10 protein-coding genes are annotated in these 11663 nt (G+C 71.8%); 8 read left to right on the top strand and 2 right to left on the bottom strand.

Annotated features, from left to right (window positions below; translation table 11 throughout):
* Positions 1–94: 94 nt before the first annotated feature.
* The 4 genes from ACFFJG_RS07000 to ACFFJG_RS06985 all read left to right on the top strand — a co-directional run bounded on the left by ACFFJG_RS07000 (position 95) and on the right by ACFFJG_RS06985 (position 3387).
* Positions 95–1012 (top strand): glycosyltransferase family 2 protein, encoded by a 918-nt coding sequence (locus ACFFJG_RS07000; protein WP_378517881.1) that lies wholly within the window; start codon positions 95–97, stop codon positions 1010–1012.
* A gap of 62 nt (positions 1013–1074) precedes the next feature.
* Positions 1075–1695 (top strand): PIG-L deacetylase family protein, encoded by a 621-nt coding sequence (locus ACFFJG_RS06995; RefSeq protein WP_378517880.1) that lies wholly within the window; start codon positions 1075–1077, stop codon positions 1693–1695.
* Complete coding sequence (locus tag ACFFJG_RS06990) at positions 1692–2336, top strand: WbqC family protein (protein WP_378517879.1); 645 nt, start codon at positions 1692–1694, stop codon at positions 2334–2336. Before ACFFJG_RS06995 ends, ACFFJG_RS06990 begins: the two co-directional genes overlap by 4 nt.
* Positions 2337–2382: 46 nt before the next feature.
* Positions 2383–3387 carry an acyltransferase family protein gene (locus tag ACFFJG_RS06985; RefSeq protein ID WP_378517878.1) on the top strand — a complete coding sequence of 335 codons (1005 nt, stop codon included), beginning with the start codon at positions 2383–2385 and terminating at the stop codon, positions 3385–3387.
* Between the two features lie 2 nt (positions 3388–3389).
* On the opposite strand, the gene ACFFJG_RS06980 is transcribed toward ACFFJG_RS06985, so the two are convergent.
* Positions 3390–4376 (bottom strand): TlpA family protein disulfide reductase, encoded by a 987-nt coding sequence (locus ACFFJG_RS06980; protein WP_378517877.1) that lies wholly within the window; start codon positions 4374–4376, stop codon positions 3390–3392.
* Between the two features lie 183 nt (positions 4377–4559).
* Between ACFFJG_RS06980 and ACFFJG_RS06975 the strand changes: the two genes are divergently transcribed.
* The 4 genes from ACFFJG_RS06975 (at position 4560) to ACFFJG_RS06960 (ending at position 10930) form a co-directional block, all read left to right on the top strand.
* Positions 4560–5357, top strand: a complete 798-nt coding sequence (locus tag ACFFJG_RS06975; RefSeq protein ID WP_378517876.1) for a hypothetical protein — start codon at positions 4560–4562, stop codon at positions 5355–5357.
* Between the two features lie 94 nt (positions 5358–5451).
* Entirely contained in the window at positions 5452–6240 is a 789-nt protein-coding gene (locus ACFFJG_RS06970; RefSeq protein WP_378517875.1) for a hypothetical protein, read from the top strand.
* 58 nt (positions 6241–6298) lie between these two features.
* Positions 6299–7645, top strand: coding sequence for an MFS transporter (locus tag ACFFJG_RS06965; protein ID WP_378517874.1), 1347 nt, complete (start codon positions 6299–6301; stop codon positions 7643–7645).
* A 78-nt stretch (positions 7646–7723) separates the two neighbouring features.
* Positions 7724–10930, top strand: a complete 3207-nt coding sequence (locus ACFFJG_RS06960) for a reprolysin-like metallopeptidase (RefSeq protein WP_378517873.1) — start codon at positions 7724–7726, stop codon at positions 10928–10930.
* A gap of 115 nt (positions 10931–11045) precedes the next feature.
* Here ACFFJG_RS06960 and ACFFJG_RS06955 read toward each other — a convergent pair.
* Positions 11046–11663: hypothetical protein (locus ACFFJG_RS06955; protein WP_378517872.1), on the bottom strand; the 618-nt coding region annotated here is incomplete at its 5' end.

The following is an 11663-nucleotide window of genomic DNA, read 5'->3' as shown; positions in this document are numbered from 1 at the left end:
TCTGGTCGAGTTCGGGGGTGGCCGGTCGGCGGCGAGTCTAGACTGCGCGCATGTTCGACGTGGCCCTCTCCGTTGACCTCGTCGGCGTCGCCGGATGACGACAGAGGTTCATGGCAGCACCACACCCGAGGTCACCGTCGTGGTGCCGCACTACGGCGCTCCCGGGCCCACGCTCGACGTCTGCGCGCAACTTCTCGCCCAGCGTGACGTCGACCTGGAGGTCGTGGTGGCCGACGATGCGTCACCCGAACCGATCGTCGTCCCCGACGGCGTGAGGCTGGTTCGTCGCGACGTGAACGGCGGTTTCGCCGCCAACGTCAACTCCGGTCTCGCCGAGGCCCGCGGCGCGCTCTGCCTGGTGCTCAACAGCGACATGCAGCTGCGTGACAGGGCAGTCGCCGACCTGGTGGAGGCCGCTCGTCCTCACCAACCCTGCCTGGCGGCTCCGGCCATCACCACGGTGGACGGACGGTGGGAGGAGTCGCGACACCGGTGGCCGAGCCCGCTACGGACCGCGGTCTCGTTGTCACGGCCCGTCCCGCACCTCACCCGGATCCCTCGTGTGCGCCGCTGGCTGCTCGAGTCACGGGCTGTGGCCACGGAGGGCCCGACGCCGTGCGACTGGGTCAGCGGTGCGGCCTTCATGGTCCCCACGCCGGTGATCCGCAGCATCGGGGGGCTCGACGAGCACTTCTTCATGTACGGCGAGGACGTGGATCTCCAGCGCCGACTACGAGCCGCAGGTGTGCCGTCCCTGCTGTTCAGGTCGGTCGAGATGGCGCACGTCGGTGGAGGGTCGACCGATCCCCTTCGCGCTGACGGGTGGTCGTTGCAGGCTCGCTGGGTCTACGCCGAGCGGCACGGCTACGCACGCAGGCTGCGTGCGATGCTCTGGGGCACCGCTCTGGTGAACGTCCTGTGGAACGTCGCGGCCCGTGCGGGGGGCAGGAAGGTGTCGGTCCGCCGCGAGCTCAGGCACGACGTGCTGCGCGCGCGGGGGCGCACCTACTGATCAGGAGCAGACACGACGCCGCGCCGCAGGGAGGCCGCGGCACGACAGCACGGAGGAACCGCATGCGGAGACTGGTGATCGCACCCCACATGGACGACGAGTCCCTGGGGTGCGGGGGCCTGCTCGCCAAGCATCCTGAGGACGCCACGGTCCTCGTGGTGACCGAGAGCGGTGAGCAGCGCCGTGCCGAGCACGCGCGCGCCATGGAGCTCCTGGGCGTGCGGGACACCCGCTGCCTGGACTACCGCGACGGCACGACGCAGCAGCACATGAGCGAGCTGGTGGGGCGGCTGGACGAGGTGATGGCCGAGGTGCAGCCCCACGAGGTCTACCTGCCGTTCCCGTCGCTGCACCAGGACCACATCGGTGTCTACGAGGCCGGCATGCGCTCGGCCCGCCTGTCGATGTCCCCAGGGCACTGGGTGCCGAACACGGTGCTGGTCTACGACATCGCGGTCTACGACGTGAACCTCTACCCCTCCGACCTCAGGTGGAACGTCTTCGAGGCGCTGACCGAGGAGCAGGCCGACCTCAAGGCCGCAGCCTGCGCGGCGTACGTCTCGGAGAACCCCGGCGGCGCTCACCCGATGAACTCGATCAAGGAGATCGCCGCGACCGTGGGCCACATGCGCAAGGTGCCGTTCGCCGAGCAGTACGCCCTGGTGCGGCAGGTGCGCCGGTGAAGGTCACGATCCACCAGCCCGACCTCCTGCCGTACTCCGGCTTCTGGTTCAAGATGGCGACCTGCGACCGGTTCGTGCTCTCCGTCCACGACCAGTTCCAAAAGCACGGCTACCAGCGGCGGGTGAAGATGCGCGACGCGTGGTGCTCCCACCAGCTGGTCGGCAAGCCGGCGCTCGTGCCGATCAACACCATCGAGGTCGCCGAGGGGTGGCAGCAGCGGATCGCCGACGTCATCCGCGGTCGTTACGCCGGGGCACGCCACTTCTCCACCCGCGGGGTGGAGCTCGTCGACGGCATCCTGTCCTGCCGGGGACGGATGCTCGACGAGGTCAACATCGCGATGATCGAGGTGGTGCGCGACATGCTCGGCATCACGACGCCGCTGGTGGTCACCGAGCCGCCCGTCGAGGCCGCGACCGAGCGGCTCGTCGAGCAGGTCCTCATGGTCGGCGGCACGTCCTACCTGGCGGGCCAGGGCGGGCGGGCTTACATGGGCGACGACCCGGAGGCGCGCTTCGCCGCCGACGGCCTGGGCCTCGAGTGGTCGGACCACCAGCACTCGACCGGCGACTCCATCGTCACCGTGCTGATGGACGAGGACGACCCGATGGAGGTCGTGCTCCGCCGCGCTGCCCGGTGACGGATTTCGCCGGACAGACGACCTCCGCCGATCGTAGGGTCCTCTGGTGAACCTGAGAGACGCGGTGGTGGCGCGGCCGAACGCCCTCAACCTCGTCCGCCTCGTCCTGGCGTCCTTCGTGATCGTGTCGCACACCTGGCCCATCGGCCGCTTCGGCGACCTCTGGGGCGGGGAGCCGCCGTTCGGCCGCTGGGCCGTCAGCGCGTTCTTCTGCCTCTCGGGGTTCCTCGTCGCCCGTTCCCGCCTGCGCCTGTCGATCGGCAGGTTCTTCTGGCACCGCGGCCTGCGCATCTTCCCCGCTGCGTGGGTGTGCCTCGCCGTGGTGGTGTTCGTGCTCGCCCCGCTGTCGTTGCTCAAGGGCGGCGAGTGGAGTCCCCGCGTCGTTGTCGGGTTCCTCGTCCGCGACGCCGACCTGGTGCACATGGTGTTCGGCATCAGCGGGACGGTGGCCGACGGCGCATGGGTCGGATCGATGTGGTCGCTCGAGTTCGAGCTCTTGGCCTACCTCGTCGCAGCGGTCCTCCTCGCGGGGTGGGCGCGACGCCACGCGGTGGGGGCGCCCGCTGTGGCCCTGCTCGTCCTCACCGTGTGGGGAGGTAGCGAGCCCCACGCCTGGCAGTGGCTGCTCGGCATGTTCGTCGCGGGGATGCTCGTGCAGGGCATCAGTGACCGGGTGCCCGTCAGTGGTCGACTCGCTGCGTTGAGCGTCGTCGCGTTGGTCGTCCTCCACATGGCGGGCTGGGAGAGGTCGCTCTGGCCGCTCCCGCTGTGCTACCTCGTGCTCTGGCTCGGCGTGACCGTCCCCGCGTCCTGGGCGCCCCGGTCCGACATCTCCTACGGCGTGTACCTCTACGGCTTCCCGGTCCAGGTGACGATCGAGTGGTTCCTGCCGGGCCTGCCGCTCGTGGGCCACATGGTCCTCGCGCTCGCGGTGAGCTACGTCCTCGCCTACGCCTCGTGGACGCTCGTCGAGCGCCCCGCCCTCCGGCTCAAGGACGTCGCCTGGTCCGACCTGCGTCGGCGGTCGCGGACCGCTGCGTCGGTGCGCTGAGGTCAGTCGAGGTCGAGCGGCGGAGCCTCCGCCAGCTGCTCCGCGACGTCGTCGACGAAGCGCTCGACGTCGCGCTCGCCCGCGACCGGGCCCCCGGCCATCAGTCCGTCCGCACCCAGCAGCACAGCGCCGGGTGCACCGACCGAGAAGACCCGGCGGACGTTGCGGTCGGGCTCCACCGCCGACAGGGTGTCGGCGTGGGTGGTCGTTAGACCGTCCTCGGCGTAGACCGCGACGAGCCCGACGGCCGGGGCGAGTCGCGCGGCCCACGCGTCGAGCTTCTCGGCGGTGCGCAGGCACGGACCGCAGTGGGTGTTGAGGACCACCAGGAGGCGTGCCTGCGTCGACGCGAGCTCGGCGAGGGTGGCGGTCGTGCCGTCCGGCATGCGGAGGACGCCGTAGGGGATCGGCTGGCGTTCGTACTCCAGCACCGGTTCGCCCGCTCGCTCGGGTTCGGCGTCGGGTCGGCCCCCGACCACGAGGACCGCCACGGCGACGGCTGCTGCCGCGGCTGCGAGCGTCCACCAGCCGTCCGACCCGAGCCGTCCGGCCGCCGCCGGCGCCGAACCTCCGTCGAGGGCGACCAGGGTCGCGACCACGGAGAGGGCGAGGAGCAGGAGGTTGCGCGCGACCGTCCGGCTGTCCACGCGGTGCTGGCCCAGGCTGCCGAAGCAGGCGCAGTCGACAGGGCCCTCGAAGCCGGTCGCCCGCGCGACGAGGACGGTGTACGTCGCCATCAGCGCGACCACCACGGCTCCGACCGCGACCAGCGGGCCGGCGGGGGAGAGCAGGAGCAGCGCCGCCAGGGCCAGCTCCAGCCACGGCAGGAGCCGGGCAGCCGCGCGCCGCGGCACCAGGGTCGGGACCCGGAGTGCGACGAAGGCGTCCTCGACGGCGAGAGGCGTCCGGAGCTTGGCCAGCCCGCTCACGGCGAGCACGTCCGACAGCGTGAGCAGGACGAGCAACGAGGCCACCGGTGCGCCGGACATGGTCGGCATCGTAGGAGCACGACCCCGCCCTCGCTCGCTTCGGCAAAATTTCGTTGAAAGTGCTCACAACGACGAAATCCGCACCCTCCTGAGGCCAAGTGTTACCGGACCGTGTTCTTGACCGACCTACCGTTGCTGACATCAGGCTGCCGTGGGGGCTGGCCGACTGCAGTGGGGAACAACATGACTGAGCTGGACGTGCGCGACTCGAGCGGCCTCTCCCGACGCACCGTCGTCCGTGGCGCCGCCTGGAGCGTGCCCGTGGTCTCGATGGCCGCGACGGCTCCCGCCTTCGCCTCCTCCACCTGCAAGGACGGCGCTTACCAGGTCCGCTGGAGCCTCGACTACGACGGTGCGACCGACGTCGCCACGGCCAACCGCACGACGACCTCCGGCACCGGTACTACTGGCAACGCGGCCCTCACGCTCACCGTGCTCAGCACCTTCAACGGCCGCATGCAGGCGGGGTCGGCCAACGTGCAGAACGTCGGCACCTACTCGAACCTCAATGTGTCGCCGGCGAACATCGGTGGGCTCGGCCAGCGCGGTCTGACGATCATGCAGCGATGCCGGGACACGTCGTTGGGCACCCCTCGTCGCAACAACAACCAGGTCATCACCTTGAAGTTCAACCGCCCGGTGTGGGACCTCAAGTTCACCCTCACCGACATCGACTCGAACAGCGGGCAGTACCAGGACCGCATCGAGATCAGCCCGGTTCCGCCCAAGTTCACGCTGGGCGGGGCCATGCAGGGATCGGGGACGCAGGCTTCGCCCTGGAGCCCGAAGACCACCAACCTGGACCAGGACCCGGTCAGCGAGGGCGGCGGCAACGTGGTCCTCGACTACACCGGTGCGGCGCCCGCAGCCGAGTACACGATCACCTACTGGAACGACCAGAGCGGCACCCTGACCAGCAACGGCCTGCAGGGGGTCTTCGTCTCGAACGTCACTTGCGCGGCCGAGACCTGCACCGTCTGACCCAGTTCCCCGCCACGCGCCCGTTCGACCGCATGGATCCCTGCCCGTAGGGTAAAGACGTCCTCTGACGCCTCTACTCGGGTAGGTGATCTGCGTGGCCGACCTCGTCAACCCCAGCCGTCGCACCGTCGTGCGCGGTGCGGCCTGGAGCGTGCCGGTCGTGGCGGTCGCGGCCACGGCTCCGGCGTTCGCGGCCTCGCCGTGCGCGACGCTCTACGACTTCCGCCTCGACTGGGGGACGACGCCGTACAGCCGCGCGAGCGCGCGGAGCGCGACCGCGACCGTGTCCTCGGCCGGATCCACGCCGTTGACCGTGACGTTCGCCAGCACGTCCTCCTCGACGGGCAACGTGCCCGACCCGGCCCGCAACCTCACCGTCCCGGCGAACACCGGAACGGGCACGACGGCGGACCCGGTCGTCACCAGCCTCGGCGGGCGGCCGGGCGAGCGCGGCGTGATGCTCTACCACCAGTCGAGCACGATCGGACGCGACAACCGGCAGGACGTCGTCATCACGTTCTCGCGACCGGTGCGCGGGCTCCAGTTCTACGTCACCGACATCGACACCATCACCTCGCCCGCCTACTCCGACCGGGTCGAGCTCGTCGGGCGGAACGCCTCCGGGACGGCCGTGACCTACAGGTCGACCAACGACGGCATCCTGGGCACCGGCGCCAACGGTGACGCCTGGCGCCGCACGGACAACTCCAACGTCAACGAGAACGCCGCCGGAGCCCAGACGTTGGTCGACTTCACGACGGCCGCCCCGGGCGCCACCACGGACGTGAAGTCGCTCGTGCTGACCTACTGGAACGCCACCGGCGGCACCCAGTACCACCGCGTCTTCCTCGGCGACATGACGTTCAGCGCCTTCGGCTGCTGACGGTCCGGACACGCCGGCGGGGGAACAACCCCGTCCGGCTGCCGGTTGTCGGTCCTTGATGACCGCCACGACGCACACCCCACCCACCACCGCGCAGGCCGACGACTCCCGTCGGGTCTCGCTGCTGCTCGGGCTGCTGTTCGGGCTGGCCGGCATGGGCTCCTCGAGCGCGGCCGTGACCCTGCCGCTGCTCGGCCCGGACCTCGGCGTCGGACCCGGTTTGGCGGCGTGGACGATCAGCCTCTACGTCCTGATGCTGGCGGTGACCACAGCCCTCTACGGTCGGATCTCCGACCTCGTCGGCGTCCGCGGGCCGCTGCTCGCAGGGCTGGTGCTGATGTCGGTCGGTGCGCTCGTGGCCGCGGTCGCACCGACCTTCGAGGTCCTCCTGGGCGCCCGCGTCGTGCAGGGCGCCGGGGCAGCGGCCGTGCCGACGCTCGGCGTGGCGATCCTGTCCGCCCGCTACGAGGGCTCGGTGCGTGGCCTCGCCTTCGGCCGCCTCGCCGGCACGGCGGCCGCGGTGTCGTGCCTGGGGCCCCTCGTCGGCGGGCTGGTCGAGGACGCGTTCGGGTGGCGTGCGGTGATGGCGCTGCCCGTGCTGGGCGCGCTCGTCGTCCCGTTCCTGTGGCGTGCGCTCCACACCGGGGGCAGCGGCGCCCGCCTCGACGTGGTCGGCGCCGTCCTCGTCGCCCTCACCGCCTCCGGGATGGTCCTGGTCGTGCAGTCCCCCTCGGCGGGGCTCCTCGTGGCCGGACTCGGGGCCGGGCTGCTGGTCGTGGGCGTGCCTGCCGTGCGTGCGTCCGTACGCCGCCGTCCCGACGGCTTCCTGCCGGTCGAGGTCGTCCGCAACGACGCCGTGATCCGCAGCGCCGTCGCGGCCGCGGCGGTCCCCGCGTCCTGGTTCGCCATGCTCATCGCGCTGCCGGCGGTGCTCCTCTCCCACGGCTGGGAGGCGTGGCAGGTCGGCCTGGCCATGCTGCCGAGCGCACTGGTCGCGCTGGCGGTGCCGCAGGTGACCGGGCCGCTCCTCGACCGGATCGGGCCCTCGCGCGCGCTCGCGATCGCGGGCGTCGTCGCGTCCGGAGCCTTGCTGGTCGCCGCCCTCGGTGCCGGTATGACGAGTGCCCCGGTGCTCGTGGTGGCGATCATCCTGGTCACCTTCGCCTTCGGGCTCGGCCAGCCCGCGCTCAGCGCGGCCGTCGGCGACGCGGTGCACGAGGACGTGCGCGGCGTCGCGCTGGGCGTGTCCACCCTGCTGTTCCTCATCGGCGGGAGCATCGGCTCAGCGGTGGTCGCGGGCCTCGGCGGACCGCTCGGGATGCCGGGCGCGCTGCTCGTGCTCGCCGTGCTCCCGGTCCTCGGCCTGGCGGTCCTCGCGCCGACCCTGCGCACGACCGCGCGCTAGGCGTCACACCCCGACGACGGTGGACGCCGTCGGTGGTCGGACCTAGGCTCCCCCCACCACGACCAGGGGAGACACACCGTGACCAGATCCGGCACCCGACGCATCGCCGTCCTCGCCGCGGCCGTCCTGGGGCTGGGGGTGCTGCCGGCTCTCTCGACGTCGACGGCCTCCGCTGCCCCCGACGACCAGGCCTTCACCGCGCTCCGCGCCTTCACCCCGACGGGGGGCAAGGTCCGCGTCGAGCCCCGGCAGTACGCCGCGAGCCGCGTCGACCTCGGCGCGCTGCGCGCCGAGCTCCCGGGCGGCGACGGCTCGACCGTCGTCGAGATCCCCGGCCCCGACGGGCGCCTCCAGTCCTTCCGCGTCCAGCGCACGCAGCGGATGGAGTCCGGCCTGGCCGGTCAGCACCCGGAGATCTCCACCTGGTCGGGTCGGGGCATCACCGACCCCTCGGCCACCGTCGCCCTCGACATCACGCCGATGGGCTTCCACGCCTTCGTGCGCACTCCTGGCGGTCGCGGCGACTGGTACGTCGACCCGGCCTACAACCAGCGCGGCACGACCGTGCACCTGAGCTACCGCTCCGACGCGCTGCCCGCGCCGGCCGCGCGCCGCGCGGAGGGCGAGGTGGCCGCGATCCGCGACACCGTCGAGGCCGCCGCGGCGGACCGCTACGCCGGTGCCGGCAAGCCGGTCCAGCGGCACTTCTTCCGCCTCGCGCTGACGTCCGACCCGTCCTACGCCGCCTACTTCGGCACCGACAACGTCCTGGCCGAGAAGGTGACCCTGATCAACCGGGTCAACCAGATCTACAACGACGACCTGGCCACCGAGCTGCGCCTGGTCAACGGCACCGACAAGCTCAACCTCGACACCGACGCCAAGGCCACCGGTGCCAACGGCCCGTGCGGCGTGGCGCCCTGCTTCCAGCCCTACGACGACGCCGGCACGCCGGGCGACGACAGCGACGACGTGCCCGGCGAGCTCGACTTCTGCGACGTGTCCACCCTCGGCAAGAATCGCACCGTTCTCGGGCAGCTCATCGGCGCCTCCAACTACGACGTCGGCCACATCGCGCTCGGCGTCGACGGCGGCGGAATCGCCTACCTCGGCGTCGTCGGCGGCGACTACAAGGGCGGTGGCTGCACCGGCCTTCCCAAGCCCCAGGGCGACTTCTTCGCCATCGACTACGTCGCGCACGAGCTCGGTCACCAGTTCGCCGGCAACCACACCTTCAACGGCGCGACGGGCAACTGCGGCGGCAACATCTCCGACGCCGACGTCGCCGTCGAGCCCGGCTCGGGGTCGACCGTGATGGCCTACGCCGGCATCTGCGGCAGGGACGACCTCCAGCCGCACACCGACCCCTACTTCTCGTTCCGCACCATCGACGAGGTCGACGCCTACCGGGGCAACCCCTACGACAACGTCGAGGTGCAGACCGTCTCGCTGACCGACGCCTTCGGCGCCGGCGACGACCTGGTCCTGGGCTTCGACGGCGACACCGTCACGATCCCGTTCGCCGACTACGACGCCGACGGCCTTGACGCCGCGATCGAGGACCTCACCGGTCGCGACGTCTCCATCGCCCAGTGGGGCTACGACCAGTTCAACTCCTACGAGGTCGACTACGTGCCGCCCACGGAGCCCGACACGACCGGCTTCCAGGTCATCTTCAACGACGAGCCGTCGATCATCCCGGGCGCCGACACGGTCCTCGAGGACGTGGACCAGCTGACCGTCGAGCCGGGCGGCGTGAGCGGCTTCGTGGGAGAGACCTCACGGGGCGGCCCGTCGCAGCTCAACGGCATCTCGGTGCCCGGCACGCCGGACGTCGCCGACAACACCGCCCCCGAGGTCCAGGCGCCGGCCGACAAGACCATCCCGATCCGCACCCCCTTCGCCCTCACGGGCGTCTCCGGCACCGACGCCGACGGCGACGCGCTCACCTACCTGTGGGAGCAGACCAACTTCGGCAGCGGCACCGCGCTCCCGGACAACAAGAAGGTCTACGGGCCGCTGTTCCGCGTGTTCGGTGACGACGCCGTGGTCAGCCCCGAGGACTCGCTGAAGTCGCCGTCGCCCGGTGAGAACGTCGCCGACGGCAACCTCACCCGGGTCTTCCCCGACATGGCGCAGGTGCTCGCCGGCAACACCAACGCCGCCACCGGGTCCTGCCCGTCCGCGGCCGGCCTGCCCAACCGGCAGCTGCCGAACTCCCTGCTCGACTGCTACTCCGAGTTCCTCCCGACCGCCGACTACCTCGGCAGCCGGGGCAGGACCGACGCGGTGATGGGCTTCCGGCTCACCGCCCGCGACGGCTACCCCAACGGTGGCGGCATCGCCTGGGACGACGTCGCGCTGACGGTGGACAAGACCGCCGGTCCGTTCGTCGTCACCTCGCAGGCCGCCGGCGGCACCGTCACCGGTGGCTCGACGGTCCCGGTCACCTGGGACGTCAAGGGCACCGACCGGCTCGCGAAGCAGGTCAAGGTCAGCGTGTCGACCGACGGCGGCGCGACGTTCGGCACGGTCCTCACCGAGGCCACGCCCAACGACGGCTCGGAGAGCTTCACGATGCCCAACGTCGACGCGAGCGCCGTACGCATCAAGGTGGAGGCGGTGGGCAACTACTTCTTCTCCGTCAACGCCGCGCCGTTCGCCCTCAAGGCCACCCCGGCTCCCGAGACCACGATCACCTCCGGTCCCGCTGACGGCTCGGTCGTGGTCAAGCGTCGCCAGAAGATCGGCTACACCTCCAGCGTGGCGCCGGCGACGTTCGCCTGCACCGTCGACGAGGAGCCGGCGGCGTGCGACGCCTCGGGCCTCACGGACACCTTCCGCGCCGGCACCCACCGGGTGACGGTCGCGGCAGTCAACGCCGCAGGGGTCGCTGACCCGACGCCCGCCGTGCTCACCTTCACGGTGCCGCGCAACGACAGCACGTTCGCCCGCAAGGGCACCGGCACCTGGAAGCGGGTCAAGGACGCCCGGGCGTTCTCCAACCACTTCCTGACCACCCGGTCGAAGGGTGCGGTGCTGGTGACCCGGGTGCCGTCCACGCAGCGCATCGTCCTGGTGGTCGGCAAGCTGCCCCAGGGCGGCGAGGCGCGGGTCTACCTCGGCAAGGACAAGCTGGGCACGGTGAGCTTCAAGGGCAGGAAGGCCTACAGCACGCTGCGGACCTTCCGCCTCGACGAGCCGCAGAAGGGCAAGCTGCGCATCGTCGTGACCAGCAAGGGCAAGCCGGTGCGCGTCGAGGGGATCGCGATCGTCACCGACTGACCGCCGTCACGTCACAGCGCACGCGGCCCCCGACCTCGCCAGGTCGGGGGCCGCGTGCCTGCTGCGCCGGGCTGCACGGCGCGTACGCCGGGTGCGGCGGGGCGTGCTCGGCGTGTCAGCGACGGGTGGGGCGGGCCCGCTCGGCAAGGGCCACGGCCGCCCGCTGGACGAACGGCTGCTCGTCGGGGTCGCGCGCCAGCTCGTGGGGCACGGCGCCGGCGAGCAGGGCGGCGGGCGAGGTCAACCAGATCCAGGTGCGCCACGGGTCGACCTTCGCGGCGATGAGCGGCTCGATCACCGCGAGGAGCTCGGCGCGCACCTCGCCCTGCTCGTCGAGCTGGAAGCGCGGCACGAGCGTGCGTCCCTGCTCCTGCACGAGCAGGAGCGCGCGTCGCTCGGCGGCCTTGTGGACCGCGAACCGGGCGGCGTTCTCCGACACGCCGCGCAGGGCGGCGACGCCGGCGTAGTCGAGCCAGCCGCCGTCGAGCAGGGCGGCGCGCAGCCGGCCCTCACGGCGCAGCCGCACCAGCTCCACCGGCACGCCGTGGGCGGGGTCGTCCCCCACCGAGCGCAGCGCGGCGTCGAGCTCGAGCAGCCGGTCGTCGGCCAGGGGCTCGCCGCTGAGCGGGTCGCGCCACCGGACCTGGTCACCGTCGCGGACGTAGGTCGGCAGCCCGGCCGGCGCGAGCTGCTCGGCGAGCCCGAGCTCCTCGAGCCAGGACGCGAGCACCGC

It is taken from the genome of Nocardioides zeicaulis, from assembly GCF_042432345.1.
GTDB classification, from domain to species: Bacteria; Actinomycetota; Actinomycetes; order Propionibacteriales; family Nocardioidaceae; genus Nocardioides; species Nocardioides zeicaulis.
This window is presented reverse-complemented; position numbering and strand designations above follow the sequence as displayed.

What these genes read in the sequence shown, in the direction of transcription:
- ACFFJG_RS07000 (WP_378517881.1), top strand. Translation starts at nt 95, where the DNA reads ATGACGACAGAGGTTCATGGCAGCACCACACCCGAGGTCACCGTCGTG.
- ACFFJG_RS06995 (WP_378517880.1), top strand. Translation starts at nt 1,075, where the DNA reads ATGCGGAGACTGGTGATCGCACCCCACATGGACGACGAGTCCCTGGGG.
- ACFFJG_RS06980 (WP_378517877.1), bottom strand. Translation starts at nt 4,376, where the DNA reads ATGTCCGGCGCACCGGTGGCCTCGTTGCTCGTCCTGCTCACGCTGTCG.
- ACFFJG_RS06975 (WP_378517876.1), top strand. Translation starts at nt 4,560, where the DNA reads ATGACTGAGCTGGACGTGCGCGACTCGAGCGGCCTCTCCCGACGCACC.
- ACFFJG_RS06965 (WP_378517874.1), top strand. Translation starts at nt 6,299, where the DNA reads ATGACCGCCACGACGCACACCCCACCCACCACCGCGCAGGCCGACGAC.